Source organism: Paenibacillus etheri (assembly GCF_001012825.1).
Taxonomy (GTDB): Bacteria; Bacillota; Bacilli; order Paenibacillales; family Paenibacillaceae; genus Paenibacillus_AQ; species Paenibacillus_AQ etheri.
The window spans coordinates 198550-218120 of sequence record NZ_LCZJ02000023.1 but is presented as its reverse complement, the minus strand read 5'-3'; the positions used below and the strand labels follow the sequence as shown (position 1 = coordinate 218120).

At 50.3% G+C, this 19571-nt stretch carries 8 protein-coding genes; 6 read left to right on the top strand and 2 right to left on the bottom strand.

Features of this window, described 5'->3' with window-relative positions:
- Positions 1-767: 767 nt before the first annotated feature.
- Together UQ64_RS14210 and UQ64_RS14205 are read right to left on the bottom strand one after the other, a co-directional pair.
- Entirely contained in the window at positions 768-1451 is a 684-nt protein-coding gene (locus UQ64_RS14210) for a hypothetical protein (RefSeq protein WP_060624104.1), read from the bottom strand.
- 759 nt (positions 1452-2210) lie between these two features.
- Complete coding sequence (locus UQ64_RS14205; RefSeq protein ID WP_060624103.1) at positions 2211-3047, bottom strand: sulfurtransferase; 837 nt, start codon at positions 3045-3047, stop codon at positions 2211-2213.
- Positions 3048-3868: 821 nt separating this feature from the next.
- Here UQ64_RS14205 and UQ64_RS14200 point away from each other — a divergent pair.
- The 6 genes from UQ64_RS14200 (at position 3869) to UQ64_RS14175 (ending at position 19344) form a co-directional block, all read left to right on the top strand.
- Positions 3869-11941, top strand: a complete 8073-nt coding sequence (locus tag UQ64_RS14200) for a glycoside hydrolase family 2 (protein ID WP_060624102.1) — start codon at positions 3869-3871, stop codon at positions 11939-11941.
- Between the two features lie 248 nt (positions 11942-12189).
- Positions 12190-13209, top strand: coding sequence for a LacI family DNA-binding transcriptional regulator (locus UQ64_RS14195; RefSeq protein WP_060624101.1), 1020 nt, complete (start codon positions 12190-12192; stop codon positions 13207-13209).
- A 52-nt stretch (positions 13210-13261) separates the two neighbouring features.
- Positions 13262-15562, top strand: coding sequence for a helix-turn-helix domain-containing protein (locus UQ64_RS14190; protein ID WP_060624100.1), 2301 nt, complete (start codon positions 13262-13264; stop codon positions 15560-15562).
- Between the two features lie 227 nt (positions 15563-15789).
- The gene (locus UQ64_RS14185) at positions 15790-16710 is read left to right on the top strand and encodes an ABC transporter permease (RefSeq protein ID WP_060624099.1); all 921 of its coding nucleotides are present in this window, start codon (positions 15790-15792) and stop codon (positions 16708-16710) included.
- 15 nt (positions 16711-16725) lie between these two features.
- Positions 16726-17661, top strand: a complete 936-nt coding sequence (locus UQ64_RS14180) for a carbohydrate ABC transporter permease (protein ID WP_060624098.1) — start codon at positions 16726-16728, stop codon at positions 17659-17661.
- 99 nt (positions 17662-17760) lie between these two features.
- On the top strand, positions 17761-19344 hold the full coding sequence (locus UQ64_RS14175) for an extracellular solute-binding protein (RefSeq protein WP_082651128.1): 1584 nt from the start codon (positions 17761-17763) through the stop codon (positions 19342-19344).
- Positions 19345-19571: the final 227 nt, after the last annotated feature.

The window sequence follows — 19571 nt, the reverse complement described above, 5'->3', positions numbered from 1 at the left end:
CGAATACAATATGTCGTCGGTAACGTAAACGAGCCAAATGTATGCGGAAAACCGAACACAATGTGCCACCGGTAATGTAAACGAGCAGATGTATGCGAAAAACCGAATACAATGTGCCGACGGTAGGTAAACGAGCCAAATGTATGCGAAAAATCGAATACAATGTGCCACCGGTAACGTAGAGAAGGCAGATCTATGCGAAAAACCGAATACAATGGAAAAATCGAATACAATATTTTTCCAGTATGGTAAATCGGGCCTCTGATTTCCAGGGAATCACAAGAATCCGCGCCGCAGGTTCTTTATTCTATTCTTCTACTATCGCCACCGGATTCTCCTCATACGAAATCCAGTCACTCCAACTTCTTATCCCCCCACAAAACCCCATATTCAGAGGGTTCCAACACCAAAAGGTAGGGGTTCGGAGAAGCGCGGTGGGAATGCCTTGGAAGATATACCAACGAACATGTGCAACGAGCCACCTTGGCTACGCTTAGGAGGACTTAGGGAGCAAAAAGCTCATAACCGACGGGGCTTGTACAGTAGTGGGGTCAATGCCAAGGCAAGGTAACCCAAGGTAATCTAGTGAGGTAAAAGGAACGCCAAGGAAAGCTATGCGAAGTAAAGTAGCACCCGGAAGGTGTGGATGGGACAAGAACAGGCCGCAACGTTGTTGTTTGCAGCCTGTTGTTTGCAAGTCTTCACATTGATTTATCGTTTCTCACTAACAATGTCACTTCTGCTCTTTGGAGTGACTTCTTCATTGGTCAATTAAGTTCTTCCTTTATATGGATGCATTTTTTCAAGTGTATAAAGATATGTTCTGTTGCAGGCATCAGTACTAGCCAAGCTATATTTCTTTTACTCCAGTAATCTGCTAGACTACTTGCCTTTTGAGTAACAGCATTTTCATCGAACAATCGTTTGATTCTGCTTTGTTCAACCTTGTCTACAAATTGTCCTGGCTTCAACATCGATATGATTTGTCTTGTTTGCTTACCAACGACAGTTTTGTAAGCCAATAATGATTCGAAATTTATACTTGAACTTAACTCGGCAATTTCTTCTTCACTCATCTCATTACCAGAGTGAGTAAATCTAGTATTCATTTTTTCGAACCAATTTCCAGAATAAAGAGCTTGTTGATCATCCGCAACTAGAATACTCATGGCCATATCCTCAAGTCGGGCACTATGCCAAAGATGCCATGCAATCGAGTTTTTCGTATCCGAAAGGTTCACTGGGTACTTTCTGAAGGTTTGTTCGTCCAATTTTTTTATTACGGCATCATGTAATGTTAGTTCGGATAAATTCCCAACGGATGAAGAATGTAACCAAGCATGCAGAGAAAGAAATGATTGAACGGCTTGGGCATGTTCTTGGGGATTTAACATCATTTCATTTAAAGCCTTAAGATTCTCACTCCAAACCCTTTGTTCTTCCAAGTCCATGGAATCAACACCTCCTCTTGTGACGTTTGTTGAAGATTGCTGCCCTTAGCGCAGTGTGGATTGACTGAATAAATTATGTATGGCTTGTCCGCTTGGATTTCCAGATTTTATAATTATTATATATGAACTAGTACGTTGCCGCCATAGCTTTGGCGGATTTTTGCACCCATTTTGAGAGGAGCGATTCATTTGATACTATCCACAGCAATACGTGAACGATTGACTTCCACTGCGGTTAACTTGCATCATTCGCTTGACTACTACTTCAACGTTTTCTACGAGCCAAACAAACAGAAGGTTTGAAGCCACGGTCGATAAACGACCACAAAAGCCACTAACGCTACCTGAAACGCTGGCTGACAGAACGTTACCCGACGCTCAAGCTAGAAGAACTGACCGCCGACCACCTTTCGCCAGTACTTACAGCACATGTTGACCGAACAGACTCTGTACAATGGACAACCCACGTTGCAAGCCCACTACAACGCAAAAGGTTTATCCCCAGTCGCTCTGAAAGGCTACGGCTTACAAGGGGGTCAGGGGGTACAGTAAATATTTAAATTTTAAAAGAACAAAACAAATGGGAAGAACCAACACACCAAGGGGTGAGCCACAGAACTAGGTTAACCCCATGAACCCCAAGCTCTGACTTCTTGTTTGCAAGCTGTTTGCAGAACAACCAAAAGAGGACTGTAACAGGTTACTTGTCCATAACCTGTCACAACCCACAAGCCCGTGTCCGGAACGGCTTCGCAGCTCTTACTCTTCCCCCGTCGCCACCGGATTCTCCTCATACGAAATCCAGTCACTCCAACTACCCGCATACAGCTTCACATTCTTATATCCGGCTTTTCTAAGCGAGAGCACATTCGGGCAGGCGCTTACACCTGAACCGCAGTAGACGATAATCTCTTGCTCAGGATCAATTCCCTCATAATGCTCTTTCAGCACCTCAGTTGATTTCCAGCGTCCTTGATCATCGAGAACTTCCTTCCAGAACTTATTGATAGCTCCGGGAATATGACCTGCCTTAGGATCAATGGGTTCTTCAAGTCCTTTATAGCGGCGGGATTCCCGTGAATCGATCAACAACGCACTACCGTCGTTAACCACGTTTTGCACATCTTCCATGCTTACAAGCATGTCCTTCTGAACATCAGCTTCATAATGACTCGGAATTCGTACGGCTTGGTGATCACTCACTGGGAAGGAGGTATTTTTCCATGAAGAGTATCCTTCGTCCATTACAAACGCACGTTCATGCCCTAAATAACGAAGCATCCACCATAGACGGGAAGCGTTGGCTCCGCCTTGATCATCATAAGCAACGACAATACTGTCTCTATTAATGCCAACCTTACTAAGTGCAGCGGTTAACTTTGAAATTTCAGGCAGTGGGTGGCGTCCCCCGTGTTCGCCTACTGGAGCTGAGAGTTGTTCTTCCAGATGTAGATAGATTGCGCCGGGAATATGATCTTCTGTATAGGCTTTGCGTCCAGCTTCCGGATCCGTGAGTAAAAAACGGCAATCGACTATAACCAGTTCAGGTTCGTATAACCGAGCAAGCAGCCATCGGGTAGAAACGATTGGTTCCATAAAGATTCCTTCTTTCTATATAATATGTATGGAGTCATTATAGCGGAAAATAAATGAGGACGCATCTGTAGCTTATAGCTTAAACTGTGTCCTCAAGTGATTAGATCCATCGATATCACGAAGGCAAGCTACCAGTGCATTGTATGGCGCGAACTTGCGCCGGGGTGATAGTCGTGGTTGGGTTCTGTGCTAGATTCTGAACAAAATCAAATCGCTGTTCGTCTGTAGATAAAGCTGATTTCGATAATGCTTAGATTTTTCAGAACTATAAAACGAAGAATAACTCAGTGCTAAAAGAAGTTGCCGAAAGTAGTCCATTACTCCGGGTGTAAATATTGGAATTTCATATAGGAAGCTGATCGTAAGAGAATAAAAAATATCGTCTTCTGGTTTATAGAAGACGATATCATGGAGATAATAGTTTACCAATGAGTGAAGAGGAGAACCAGATCTAACGATACACTTGGCTTGAAAAGTGTAAGTATGAAAATATCAAAGAAAGCGTTGACATTTTTATTGGAGCATTCTTATAATAGATTTGAAATCGATTACAATTATTGCTTATTCGCTTCAACCTGTTATACGGGTTAGAGAGTTGGGAAGTGATGGAAGGAAGTGGAAGGGAGGATTTCTTTTTTTTATTTGAAAATGAAATCGATTTCAAGAATGATATAAGAATGAGTCATATTGCATTGGATGCCTTATTCGATCAAACTATTTTATATATTTGAAAGAGGAAGGAATGAAACATAATTCTGTTTTCTTTTTTTATCTAAAAATGAAATCGATTTCAAATAAAGAGAGTCGAAAGGAGTCATGTAATGCAGTCCATAAGCACATCGGTAAAGTGCAAGCGGGGGCATAACAAATATTTCGCGGCGGCCATGGCACTGGTTTTGCTGTTCCCAGTCGTGTTCGGGGGAATGGCACGAGAAATCGCTTACGCGCAGGAGACACCACCGCAGATGCAGACAGACAGCAAGTGGTATCAGAACTTTGAGCATGCCGGGGAGGGGGGGACCTATGGAATTTCTGCCGTCGGCACCTCATCAACGGCGTCGGTTACAGACCGGACACCGGGAGGCGGAAGTCGGGGAAGTGTGCGCCTGATCCAGACGAACGACAATAATCCCGGCGGCGGAGCCTGGAACACCGATATTTACGGATTCACGGTATCGCCGCAGAAGGATACAGTTACAGAAGCAACCTATTATGATGCTTCTGCCTATAACTATTTAAATTTTTACATTCTGGACGCCGATGTTCATAACCCGAATGTTGTCATCCGGGATGCAGACGGGAAAGAATGGAATGCCAATACGGACCAGGCGCTGTCCGTGAAGGATGAGTGGACGAGGCTTTCGATTCCGCTCGATAAGACAAAACTCGATTTTTCGCGGATTGTCTCCATTTCGCTGGGCGAGTATTGGGGCTGGGGCAACATCTATTATTTTGACGAGATGTACTTTGCCAAATCTGCTGCCGCTTTGCCGCCCGCTTATCCGGATGATGGCATAGAGCCGTCGGCGCCTGTCATGTACCAGAGCTTCGAACAACCCGGCAGTGATGGCAGCTATGGCTTGTCAGGTCAGGGAACCGCGACGGTCGCCCAGCGTGTCACTGCGGCTGCTGCTTATTCCTCAAGCTCCGGCAGTCTTAAAATGGTGCAGAATACCTATACGGACGGGGAAGGGAAGGAACGGAACGAAGCCTGGAACACCGGCGTTTATGGAGCCGGAATTAAACCTGAGGGCGGCTTGACCGTATCCGGTGCGACGTATATGGATGCTTCCCCCTTCAGTTATCTGTTGTTCTACGTCAAGGATACGACAGCGGCAGCCGGATCCAGTATTCATGTTGTATTCAAGGATGCCGAAGGCGGGGTCTGGGATACGGAAACAAACGCAGCGGTCAAGACGGAGTCGAAGCAATGGGTGAAAATGACCGTAAAGTTGGACAAATCGAAAATTGATTTGACCAGACTGCAGCAGATTGAACTCGGAACCTACTGGGGTTACGGTAATGTGTACTACTACGATGATCTTTATCTGGCCCAGAACGAAACGGATGCTTCGCCTGCCTTTGAGCCAGAGCGCACGGCCTTGTTCAATGATTTCGAGAGCGGAACCGGCTACTCCGCAGGCAGCGCTGCCACCGCCGTATCCTCAGGTGATATAGCCAACGCAGCGGGCATGGCCGGTGTAATGGTCACGACGGGCAAAAATGACTGGCCTTATACGGCCGGGAGTTATTTGAGCGTACAGCCCAAAAAAGGTGATACGTTCGATGCGTCGGCTTATTCATATCTTGCTTTCTATCTGAAGGACACCCAGGGCAGCAATGGAGTGGAATTCCGCATCAAGGACGCCAATGGGGGCGTCTGGGATACGTGGGGAACCTCCAAATCGACCAAGAATAAATGGGTAAAAATGCAGCTTTCGCTGGAAGGTGCCTCGAAGATTGACCTGACAAAAATTGTATCGGTCGACGTCGGATTTTACAATGCCGGAGTGTATTATCTCGATGATATGTATTTTGCCATGGCCGAAGACGATGTACTGGCCGGCTTCATCAGCGGAACCCAGAATATCGGAGCGGTCTGGTATCAGAATTTCGAGACGAGAGGGCAGGACGGACGGTACGGGATTACGGCCGGTACCGGGGTGAGTACCGCGCTCAGCATGGAGAAGTCGGCGAGTGCATACAACTCTGCTAGCATTCGGGCTGTGCTGTCCCAGGATTCGTCAAAACTTGGCGTGAATGGCATAGTCGTCAGGCCACAGGCACTCGAGGAATCCCCGGACAAGAACCTGCCATACGACTATCAGCCTGAGTTTGATGCAACAAATTTCAGCCATCTGATCTTTTATGTATGGGATGAGCAGGGCGGTCAGACACTGTCCGTACAGTTGAGGGATGCTAGCGGCAAAACAGTAGACTGGCAGACCGGAGGGACGATAGCAGGTGGGTGGAATCGGATCGTTATACCTTTGGATAAGGGCGCGAATTTCCAATTTGCACGCCTTAGTGCAGTGACGGTGACACCGGTGAAAGCGGGGATCTATTATTTGGATGAATTTTATTTCGGTAAAAACGAAAGCGCAGGCTTCCCGAATGCCGGTTTTACGCAATTGGTACTGAAGGATGTGAACGGCGAAGCGATGCCCTATTCTAGTAGTCTGCCGCTGGGTTCTTTCGAGAAGCAGCAGGACAGAACGTACCTCTCTTTAAACGGGGACTGGAAAAAAGAAAGAACCACCCTGGATTCCCAGCTGTCAGCAGCACCCCGGGACAGCGCTAGAACTGCCGGTCTTGAGGAAGAGGCGGGCGGCAGACAGGAGATTGGTTACAATGACTCTAGCTGGACCGGCAAGACGCTGCCTCTCCCGGAGGATGAGGGTGTGGTTTACGAATCACTGAGTGGTCCGGAAAACAAGAGTGACAAATCGGGTTATCAGGGAGGTGTATGGTACCGCAAACATTTTGAGGTGAGTAACTCTCTTAAGGGGCAGCCAGCACAGCTTACTTTCCTCGGCGTCAACTATTTTGCGGATGTGTGGATCAATGGACAATATGCGGGCGGGCATCAGGGTGGCTACACGCCATTCGCATTAGACGTTTCCGGTCTATTGAACTACGGCGGCGACAATGTAATCGCTGTGCGGGTCGACAATCCGAAATGGGACACGTTCAATAACGGGGAAATACTGCCGTACGCGACGTCCGACTGGTTCAACTACACAGGAATTCTGCGGGACGCCTATGTTGAATTTATGCCGGAAACCTATGTGGTGCGCAGTGATGTGCGTACGCTGGATACGGATGGACAACTGTCGGTCCGCACCTTTCTGAATCATACGGGAAAAACGCTGAAGCAGGTTCAGCTGTCCTATACAGTCTATGAAGCGGAGATCGGAGAGGGTAACCAGCTCAGCGAATATGCGCAGGACCTGACGGGTACGGAAGCTGTCGCGGCACAAGGAAGCACATTTACGGTTCCGGTCAACGGGCAGGCGGTACAAACAATCGAGGTGAAAGTACCTGAGCCGAAGCTGTGGAGTCCGTCTGAACCGAATCTGTATATTTTAAAGGTAGAGCAGAAGACCGGTGGAGCAGTAACGGACACCTTCTATACCCAGTTCGGTATCCGTACATTGGAAGCGGAAGGTGTACAGCTTAAGCTGAATGGAGAGTTGGCACCATTCCTCACTGGGGTCGGTTATACGGAGGACAGTAGTGACAAAGGACCTTCGCTTGATAATGCTACCCGGTATAGCGACCTGCTGAAGATCAGGGAGGAGCTGAAAGCCAATTTCGTCCGAACTGGGCATTTTCCGCACAGCCTGCCAACCTATCAGTATGCCGACCGGATCGGCTTGGCCATATGGCAGGAAATTCCGGCCTATTGGTTCAGTGGAGAAGCCTTCGACCTGCAGCGTCAGCGGGGCCAGGCCAAGCAAATGATGGAGGAAATGATCTTCAGTAATTACAACCGTCCTTCCGTCTGGTTTGACGGAGTCAGCAATGAGTCAGGCGGGCAGCTGGAGCGTGTCAACTTTATCCAAGAGCTGCGCGACGCTGCACATGCTATCGACGGAACAAGACTGGTTGGCCAGTCGGCCGTGGCGAATCCGTACAAAGGCGTGAGCGACCATTCGCATTCCCCGGCGGATATCATCGGAATGACTATGTATTTCGGCGCCTTCTACGGCGCGAATACTGACTTGGAGACACAGGAGGAAATTGAGGACATACATGCGCTGCATCCGGGTAAGCCGATTATTGCCACAGAGTACGGCTACTGGTCGGGTGACGAAACCGCCTCGGACACAAGGCAGACGGCGCTGTTCTCCGGCACCTTCAATGCCTTTGCCCGCACAGCTACCCGGGCGGAGGACGGAACGCCGAACCCTGGCGGACTGCTGAGCGGTGCAGCCTGGTGGACTGCATATAACTGGTATACCAATATTACGGGCATGCAGACGATGGGCCTGTATCATATGGACCGGACAACGCCGAAGCAGGTGAAGGATATTCTGGCCGAGCGTTATAACCGGTATAACCGGATTTCAGCCGGAACGCAGCCGCAGCCGGCCGGTATTTCGACTTGGTTCCAGAGCTTTGAGTCTGGCCGGGGTTATTTATCTTCATCCGCTCAGCTGCAGCTGGAATCAGCAGCAGACAGCGCGGCAGGCAACGGCACGAAGAGTCTCAAGATCACAGCCGGTTCCGGAGCGGACGGGACTTATGCCGCATTTGTTCCGCAGGGCGGCGCGATCAATAGCGATCTGACAGGCTACAATTACCTGAACTTCTACGCCAAGGACAGCGTGGGGGACAGACCTCTTTCCATTACGCTCGTGGATGCCGAGGGGCGTTCCTGGACAACGGAAACGGAAGGGAAGACGGTGAAAGATGCATGGACGCGGCTGAGTATTCCGCTTCTGAAGGCGCAGGGCGTTCCACTGTCCGGCCGGAAGTTGAATACGCTGGCGATTACCCAGATCAGGATCGGCATGAACGCTTCTGAGCAGCTAGGGGTCGACAACTTCTTCGCGGCAACCTACAAGACCGGCGCGGAGCCCGCTTCGTATCCTGTAGGTGCTAGCGGCTGGTTCCAGTCTTTTGAGGAGACAGACGTGCAGGTTGGCCAGGGTGTGAATGCCGTCGCGGCAGTGGACCGGACATTTGGGGTCAATCCTGAAGGAATGGGAAGTGTGAAGCTGGAAGTCACTGGAGACGGCGGCTCACCGGGAGCGGATAAGCAATCTGTCATCATTAAGCCCCAGGGCGGCGCAGCTTCTATAGATGCTTCCAGCTTCAATTATCTGGCCTTCTATGTTAAGGATATGCAGGGATCGAACACCGTCCACGTTACCTTTGTGGATACAGACGGCACGGTCTCCGTGAATAACTGGACCGATGTGGGTTCAGTCAAGGGGCAGTGGACGAAAGTGTTTCTTCCACTGATGAAGACCTCTGCAGATATCAGCCGTCTGAAGGAAATCCGGTTGTCGGAGTGGAATCCCGGCACTTATTATTTTGATGATCTGTACTTCGCTGAATATCCGTCGGATGAAATTCCCGCCACGTATACGGAAAAAATTCCGGAGAAGAACCGTCCGGAAGGTCAAATCAAGGTGGCAGCGGTCGGCGATAGCATCACAGCAGGAGCCGGGCTGAAATATGCCGGGGTAACGAGTTATCCGGCACAGCTCCAGTCGCTGCTCGGGAGCAACTTTGCCGTCAAGAACTTCGGCGTCAGCGGCCGTACGCTGCTAAAGGACGGCGACGATCCATACTGGAACGAAGCAGCATTTGCGGCCAGCCAGACTTATGCTCCAGACGTTGTGGTTATCCAGCTTGGTACCAATGACACGAAATCCTGGAACTGGAAGGAGGGGCAGAACCAGTTTCTGAGCAATTATAAAGAGCTGATTCAATTGTATCAGGCACTGCCAAGTCATCCGAAGGTCTTTGTCAATCTGCCACCGGCAGTGTTCAACGACGATCCGAACCAGGCTTATGGCATTGTCAACTCCGTCCTGCAAAACGGGGTCATTCCTCTGATCCGGCAGGCGGCTGAAGCGACAGGCGCAACCCTGATCGACGTGAACGCGGCCACAGCCGGAAGCCGCAGCGACTTTCCAGATAAGATTCATCCGAATCCGAAGGGAGCCTGGACTTTAGCCGATACAGTGGCCAAAGCCATCCGGGGCACACTTTACAGCATCGGGGATACGGAGGTCACCACCTGGAAAGACGGCAAGGCCGGCGCGTATTCGATAATGTACGATGATGGTATCTACAAATCCGTTTTACGGTTTGCCGGATTGCATGAAAAATACAGTCTGAAGGGAACGCTGGCGCTCATCAGCGGCTGGATCGACGATGGTTATAATGACACTGGCGCTTCCACGGGCACGTGGGATCAGTGGAAAGCACTGCTGGATAAAGGGATTTTCGATATAGCGAGCCATACGGTTACTCACCGGAATCTGACCACGCTCAGCGCGTCAAATGTGTCCTCCGAGTTCAAGGATTCTGTCGCCCGGATCAAGGAGAAGACCGGTTATAAGCCGGAATCGCTGGCGCTCCCGTACAATACGAGCAATGCGGCGGTTGCGGCAGAAGCAGCCAAGTATTTCGTTGCCGCGCGCCAGGGAGGCAACAATGCCGGCAATGCCAGCAGTACAGAGCAGTATTACAATCTGAGCAGCACAATGGTTGAAAGCACGACAACGGCCGTCCAACTGGATGAGTGGACCGACTTTGGCATCGCCAAGGGCAACTGGCTGATTCTGACCGGCCATGGCAATGATGGTGAAGGCTGGTCTTCACCTCCGCTCAGCCTGTATGACAATCATTACGGATATGTAGCCCAGCGGATAGATGCTCTTTGGAACGGTACCTTTGCCGAGGTGGGCAAATATTTGCGTGAAAGACAGAACGCCACAGTTAAGGCTACTAAAACCGCTTCCGGTGCAATTGAGGTTAAGCTGGAGAGCGCACTGGACCCAGCAATTTATAATGAGCCGCTGACACTGAGAACGAAGGTTCCGGCAGAATGGAGTGAGGTTACTCTCACACGGGGAGCCACTTCTTATAACCTGAAGCCGGTCCGTGAGGGTGAAGGTGCATTTGTCTATTACGAAGCCGTACCTGGAACGCAACTGCTGGTTATCAGTAAGAAGGGAACTTCTGTTACCAGCCCTGATACCGGAACCGGCACACCGGCCTCTTCCGTCTCCGCAGGCGCAACAGACGGTGCGAAGTCTGTTCTTGCTCCCGGCACAGCGGAGCTAGCGAAGGCGCTCGCCGCCGCTCCGGCGGATACCAATGGAGTGCGGACGCTTACGTTTAAGGCCGGATCAGCTGCGGGTAAGACAATATTCGAATTGCAGCTGCCTGCCTCATATCTGGCTTCAATGAAGCAGGTGCGGATCCAATTTATTACCCCTGCAGGTAGCCTGCTACTTCCGGGCGATATGTTTGCGGGCATGGCTAAAGAAGCAAAGCAGATTGCTGTGTCCGTTAAGCTCGCGGATCTGTCCGGTGCGGATGAGGACGTCAAGCAGGCTGTGGGCAGCCGTCCGGCTGTCGAACTGGGCGCTGCCGTGGACGGAAATCCTGTCAGCTGGCAGAACAATCTAGCGACCGTTACGTTCCGCACGCCTTACCAGCTTTCCTCCGCTGAAGCGCTCAACCCGTCTCAGCTGACGTTCTGGCAGATCGGTAAAGACGGAAATGGACAGCCGGTAGTCAGCGGACGATATGACAGCATAGGTGGTGAGATGCTATTCACCACACATCACTTCAGCCGTTATGCAGTTGTCTCTGTAGCCAAGAGTTTCAGCGATCTGGGCCGCTACGGCTGGGCGCAGGCAGCGGTGGAAGCTCTTGCATCTAAGGGCGCCATCCGGGGAGTCTCGCAGCATTCGTATTCGCCTGCGCAAACTATTAACCGCGCGGATGCGGTAGTCATGATTATGCGGTTGTTTGATCTGCGGGCGCAAGCCTCCCATTCCTTTACGGATATAGCGCAGGCTGATTATTACTATGAAGATGTGAATGCTGCGCGGACGCTGGGCATTGTGCGCGGTTCGGGCAGTGGTGAGTTCCGGCCGGAGCAGCCGGTAACCCGTCAGGAAATGATGATGATGCTGGACAGCGCCATGCTTGCGGCAGGCAAAGAACGCTCCGTGGTCAGCGGAGAGGCATTGCCGGAATTCAGGGATGCTTCGCAGGTATCCGCTTATGCCAGGGAAAGTGTGGCCCGTGCGGTTTCGGCCGGTTTGTTCAAGGGCTATAACGGTTACTTGCAGCCCGTTTCGCCGATCACCAGGGCGGAAGCTGCTGTTACGCTTTACCGGTTGTACGGAATAATGTATTAGTTGAAATGGCGGGCCGTTTCGGTGAACGTTTATTGCCGAAGACGGCCCGATCCTTCGAAAAGAAGAGCAAAGATCAGGCATAGCTTGTGCGGTGCCTGATTTTGTTTTGCCTGAAACCGAAAAGAAATGGAGGCTAGAAATGTTTGTTGAGAAAACAAGTAGATCTGAGGCAGGAAACGAAAGGATATTGAAATCGATTTCATTGATAGTTATAATGGATTTATTAACCCTCGAAAGTATGTGATCTGATGAAGAATAGCAAAATTATCGATGTTGCCCGGATTGCCAATGTCTCGCCCGCGACGGTATCACGCGTATTGAACGACAGTCCGCTGGTAACTAAGGAAACGCAAAGTAAGGTATTGAAGGCCATTCAGGAATTGAACTATACACCGAACGCCATGGGCAAGCAACTCCGATCCAGGAAGACCATGACGCTGGGCGTCGTCGTACTCGATATCGGGGTATCCTATCATGCCGAGATTATCAAGGGAATTGAACAAAGGGCGAACGCAATGAATTACAAAATTCTCATCTGCAATTCACAAAATGAGAAGAAGAAGGAACTGGAGTATTTGTCACTGCTTCAGAACCGGACAGTAGACGGCATTATCCTGGTGGCGCCGATGCTGAGCGACGAAGAGATCGCGGCCTTCGCTGGTGAAGGGTACACGATTGGGGTTATCGGACGCCGGCTTGGACATCCTAATATTCCCTGCTCCACTACGGATAACTGGAAAATCGGCCGTGATGTGGTTACTCATCTGGCGGCAAACGGGCACCGGAGGATTGCTTTTTTGAACGGCTACGAGGAGGCGCTCGACAGCATCGAGCGGCTGCAAGGGTTTAAGGAGGGGCTGGCTGCGGCGGGACTTCCTTTTCTGTCAACTCTGGTTGAGAAAGGAGAATTCTCCGAAGATGGAGGATATGCAGCTTTCTGTCGGTTATGGGAAGAAAGCGGCGATTTTACAGCGGTTTTTGCCGCCAATGACGAGATGGCATTAGGTGTGTACAAAGCTTGCTTTGAGTATGGCATTGCGATTCCGGACCGAATGGCGGTGGTGGGCGTCGACAATATCCGGATTACCAATTATGTATCGCCTAAGATCAGCTCAGTTGAACAGCCGCTGTACGAGTTGGGGGCGCTGCTGGCGGACAAGGTTATCGATCAGATCAATGGCAATCTCCAGCAGGGTCAAAGAAATTTTATGGTCGATTCCAGGCTGGTTGTCAAAGGTTCTTCGCAAAAAGGGGCGGATTCGAAATGAATGCCCACCTACGGGGCTGGAATAACACTATCCTTTGGTGGGGGAATCATGCATGAAAATGCCGCATAGAAAGGTAGAACGCTACTTCGGGAAGTTTTTTTCCGTAATGGTAGTCACGATTTTTCTGACAATTTCCATCCTGTCCATCATTTTGTATATGAATTTTGAGAAAATTGCGCTCCGCCAATCCTATGATCAGACGATGGGTAGTCTGGCGCAGACGACTCAGGAAGCCTCTGTGATGGCTGTGACCGCCGCCACGTTCGCCAAGCAGATTCACAGCGATCAGAATGTCGCCAATCTGCTTAATTTTCCCGACGTCAGTGCGCTGGACATTGCTGTTTCTATCCGGCAGCTGACCAATTACCGTGAAACCTCGCCCTTTATCGAGTCTATCTATGTTTACAATGCCGAGGCACGCACCTTCTATGTCAGTTCTGATATGAACGTACCTTCTGTGTTCAGTGAGCCGGAATTTTACGACCAGGAGTTGCGCAGCATGCTCCAACATGTAAACGATTACAACACGCTGATGCCGATTCCTCGCAAGTTGAGGATCGATGGGCTCGTCGGAAACATCGCTGAGCGGGAACGCGATACGTATACTTTTTTGCTATATGACACGCTCAGCAAGAAGTCGCGGAAGAATGCGGTCGTCGTCAACATCAAGGAGACGCAGCTGCATAAGCATATCGACGGTTCTCTGACGAATGCTCCGACGAATACCTTTCTGATCGACGAAAACGGCACACTTGTCACGAACAGCTGGAAGACGCCGATGCTGAGCAGCCTTAAGGGCACGACGTATATAGACCGGATATTGCGAGATCCGGAGGGTTCCGGGTATTTTGCCGCTGAGGTCGATCATGTCAAATCTCTGATCACCTACAGCAGGTCTGACTATCTAGGCTGGAGGTATATACGCATTGTGCCTTATTCAGTAATCAGCCAGAATATCGACAGTATGCGGACCAAGACAATGATCGTTGCCGGAGGCATCCTGCTCGCCGGACTTGCGCTGTCTTCTCTGCTGTCCCGTCGGATTTTCAGCGGGCTGAACCACAAGCTCTCCCGGCTAGGTAAGCTGGAGACAGAGCAGCGGGAGAGTGTCCAGGCCATGCGCATGGATTATCTCCGCAGCCTGTTGAAGGGATATACACAGATGAACGCTCGGCATGCAGCCGACCGGTTTGAACGGTACAGCATTCCGCTGGATCCTTTACAGCCGGTCCGTGTCCTGCTGATCATGGTAGACGACCACCTGCTGTTCGTGAACCGATACAAAGCGGAGGACCGCAAGCTGTTGATCTACGGAGTGCTCAACATTGCCCAAGAGCTGTTCGCTGCCGCTGGCATTCCCGCCACCGCGGCGGATATCGGGGATGAACAGGCGGCGGTGCTGCTTCAGATGTCCGGCGATGCCGAAGGTGACCGGGAGCGGTGCAAGGAGTCTGCTTCCTGGATTCAGACAGCGGTCAGCGAATATTTGAAGCTGTCAGTCACTGTTTCCTCGAGCCTGAGCGGTCCGGGTGTTGAAGCGGTGCACGCCTTGTATCAGCAGGCGGTGGAAGCCTCATACAGCTGGGTGTTCAGCGGAGCCGGCAGCCATATCGAAGCCGAGGAAGTGGAACAGAACAAGACCAAACGTTATGAATATCCACTGCATAAAGAGAAGCAGATGATTGATGAGCTAATGCTGGGGCGGATAGCTGATGTAAGGCAGCTGTTCCGCGAGATCATTGTAGATACGGCTGCTTATACCTATATTTCCTACCAGTTTGCCGTTTCACATCTGATCTTTGCGCTGCAGAACGCGTTGCGGATTATCCGGTCACATTCACCGTCGAACGAGGACTGGGAGTTCATTAATCTGCAGCTGTATATGCCGCACTCCCGGACTGAGACGATGGAGCAGTTCATTGAACGTTGTATGTTCCTATTTGATCAGTTGGAGAATCAGATGAATGAACGGAAGAAGAGCCGGCAGGATGAATTGCCTGGCCGGATCAAAAAAATTCTCGATGAACGTTATGCCGATCCGAATCTGTCTCTGGACATGCTGGCAGAGGAGCTTGGCATGTCCGCCACCTATATCGGGCGCGTGTTCAAACAGCATACGCTGCAGACGATACTAGGTTATATCCAGAAGGTGCGGATGAGCAGAGTGCGCGAGCTGCTGCTGCATACGGATGCCCCCGTCGGAGAAATCGCAGAACGCGCGGGCTTCTCGAACAGCCCGTACTTTTTCAAAGCGTTCAAGAAGTACAACGGTGTAACGCCTGCGGAATACCGCAGAACGGGCCGGGGGCGAACAGATGATGACGGCGTAGAAGCAGGCATTGCAGCTGATTAGAAGAGAAGGCGATCCATGGCGGTAAAATCGCGCAGGATCGCCTTTTTTAACGTACAGAGGTAGCAAATAAGCAGTCAGTTCGGAAAAAATTAGTCTGCTTTTTAAGCAAAAAGTGAGTCATATCGCATATGGTAAGTTGCCCGGAAAGATGCTGTCTCCTAGTATGGACCTTGAAGCCGGAAGTACCGGCGAAATATTCCAAACAGAAGGAGAAGGAGGCTGATTCGATGTCCGGAAAGGGCGGGATCATCCGGGAACTGCGTCAGAGCAAGACGCTTCTGCTGATGATTGCACCAACAATTTTGTTTTTCATTGTGTTTAGTTACATCCCGATGATTGGCGTGTATTACGCCTTTACGAAGTTTGATTTTGACGGGGGGCTTTTTGGAAGCCAGTTTGTCGGGATGGAGAATTTCAATTTCCTGCTTAAGACAGGAGTACTGTGGAATCTGACCAAGAATACCGTACTGTATAATCTGGCGTTCATTTTACTGGGCAATATCATGCAGATTATTTGTGCCGTATTCCTTGCTCAGCTGTCCGGCAAGCTGTTTAAGAAGACGGCCCAGTCGCTGATGTTTCTTCCCTATTTTCTGTCCTGGGTGCTGGTAGGCGCGTTCGTCTATAACCTGTTCTCAGACCTCGGGGTAGTCAACAGCGTACTTAAGCAGATTGGACTTCATTCCTATGATTTCTACCTGCATACGGCGCCGTGGAAGTTCATTATTGTGTTCTTTAGTGTCTGGAAAGGGCTTGGCTACGGCACTGTCATTTATTTGGCAGCCATTATGGCGATCAGCGATGAATATTACGAGGCGGCGAAAATCGACGGCGCGACTATTTTTCAGCAAATCCGCAATATCACGCTGCCGTTGCTGAAGCCTACCTTCATTCTGCTGATTCTATTCAGTCTAGGCGGCATTATGAAGGGGCAATTCGATCTGTTCTATCAGATTATCGGAAGCAACGGTATGCTGTACGATGCCACAGACATTATCGACACGTATGTGTTCCGTTCCCTGACGGTCAATTTTGACATCGGTATGGGTACGGCAGCAGGCCTGTATCAATCCTTTTTCGGCTTCGCCTTGATTATGATCGTCAATTTCATCATCCGTAAGACGAACAAGGACTACTCCTTGTTTTAGAAAGGAGGTATACGCATGAGTATCCAAGTCAAACAACTGGCCAAAGCGGATGCCTTCAAGGGCAGCCGGATCAAGCAGGATAAGGAAACCATCGTTTTTAATATCATTGGTTACACACTGTTGACATTCGTTTCCCTGATCTGTCTCATCCCCTTCTGGCTGATCGTCGCCGGTTCTTTTACCGATGAGCTGGAGATTATCTCAAAAGGCTTTCAATTGTTCCCGAACACGGTCTCGTTCGAGGCTTATAAGTCCGTATTCAGTACGCCGGAGCAAATTTACCGGGCTTATGCTGTAACGATCGGTGTGACCCTCGCCGGCTCGCTGCTGGGCATTTTCCTGACCTCGATGGCAGGGTATGTCCTCTCCCGCAAGGATTTCGCGATTCGCAATGGCATTTCGTTCTTTATTTACTTCACGACGCTGTTCAGCGGCGGCCTAATTCCCTGGTATATTCTCATGACCAAAAATTTGGGGCTCAAAGACAGCTATTGGGCGCTGATTCTGCCTCCGCTGCTGAGTGCCTGGAACATTATCCTGATGCGTAGCTTCATGAAGTCAATCCCTGAATCTATTGTAGAATCCGCCAAAATGGATGGCGCAGGTGATTTCAAGATCTACCAGAGGCTGATTCTACCGCTGTCGACGCCGGGACTCGCCACAATCGGGCTGTTTTTGGCACTCGGTTACTGGAACGACTGGTTCAATGCCAATATGTTTATTACAACAGATAGTAAATATCCGCTGCAATTCCTGCTCTATAAAATCCTGTCCAGCGCAGCGGTGCTGCAGACGAACAATGGGGCTTATCTGGCCGCTAATGTCGTGCCACCGACGGAAACACTCAAAATGGCCGTTGCAGTGGTGGCGACAGGGCCAATTATCCTGCTGTATCCTTTCGTCCAACGCTACTTCGTGAAAGGGCTTACTGTTGGAGCGGTCAAAGGTTAGAACCGGCTTGCCGGCTAACATAGTGTTCTTTTTATAAGGAATCAGGGGCAAGGTCAGACATGCTCGAAGCATCTAGCACATTATTGAGGAGGAATTAAGTTGAGAAAAATCAAAAAAAGATGGACGCTGCTCGTTTCGCTCTCCATGCTGGCATCACTGCTGGCAGGCTGTGGCGGATCGAATAACGGTGCGGCGGAAAAGAACAATCCGGCTACGTCCGGAGGCAATGCCAGCCCATCCGTAAGTGAGGCCACAGCGACGAAGGAACCGCTCAAAAAGGTAAAGCTGACCTGGTATCTGGTCGGCGATACGCATAAGGATATGGACAAGGTGATGGCCGAATGGAATAAAATGCTGGAAAAAGACTTGAACACTACGGTCGATCTCAAGTTTACCACCTGGAACGACTGGCAGACCAAATATAATCTGCTGCTGACCTCCGGTGAGAAGATCGACTTGATCTTCGCATCGAGCTGGGCAGATTTCTACAAGCTGTCCAAGCAGGGGGCGTTCCTGGATCTGAAGGACCTGCTTCCTGAATATGCTCTGGAAACCTGGGGCAATGTGCCGAAGGATGACTGGGGCTCCGTTACGGTCAGCGGCGGTATTTTCGCGGTGCCGAATACGAATCCGGAATACACGCCATCCGGCTACGTCTACCGGGAGGACTGGCGCAAGGAATTGGGCCTGTCGGAGTTCAGCGACCTGAATTCGATTGAGGCTTACATGGATGCCGTTAAGACGAAGAAGCATGTTACCCCGATCAATGGCATGGTTTATGATAACGTGAACGTCCTGTTCAAATCATGGAATGATTTTCAGATGATTGGCGGAAACGAGCTGATCGCGGCCACTTCTTACGATACTCCGCGTGACATTCAAATCGTACCGTTTACCGATAAGTACGAAGCTTGGGTCAAGAAGATGAAGGAGTGGGCAGACAAGGGCTATTGGAACAAAAACTCGCTGTCCTCGAAGCAGGAAGCAGGCGATTTCATCAAGACCGGACAAGGAGCGATCTACTGGCGCAACCCATCCAGCGCCGGAGGCTTTATCAATGAAGTGAAGTCTAAAAATCTGAATATGGAAATCAGCTACTTCCCGTTCACCCGGTTCCACAATTATGTGCTGCCGACGCTGCCAAGTTCGAACGCGATGGCCATTCCGAAGAGCTCGGATAATCCGGAGCGCTCGCTGATGGTGCTCGATAAGCTGCGCAACGACCCTGCTTACTTTGATCTGATGACCTACGGGATCGAAGGCAAGCACTGGGCCAAGGGCAAGGACACCAAAACGATTGTCATTCCGGCACCAGGTGTCGATCTTAATGTGACGCCGCGTTTCGATATCGCAAGCTGGGGCTGGCGCTATGAGCCCAACATGCTGAAAGAAGAGGGTGGCTGGGACGGCCTCGATAAGCTGAAGGAAGAATTCAAGCCGATCAGCAAGCCTGATATTTTCGGACCGATTTATATGGACTATGATCCGGTCAAAACAGAGCTTGCAGCGGTCAACCAGGTGTTTGAGCAATACGGCAAGCCGCTAATGCTCGGCCTGACATCCGATGTGGACGCTTCACTCAAGACCTACCGCGATAAGCTGAAAAGTGCCGGGATCGAAAAACTGCTGTCTTATGTGCAGGAACAATCGAATCAGTATTTTGACGAAAAAGGAATTCAATAGAGCTTGAAATTATGAGGAAAAGCGGCGAAGGTGATTTCGCCGTTTTTCCGGTTCCTATTCAGAAAAGAAATGGGAATGTCTTCATGAACACAGCGGCTGTAAGCACGGCGGGTTCTGTGAGCGTGTGGCTCAGCTCGGAAGAGTAGCCCGGTCAGACCTCCTGGTTCAGAGGGGCCGCAGGGGATTGCCTACAGGCTAAGCAGACAACGGGATTCACTGTCCAGACC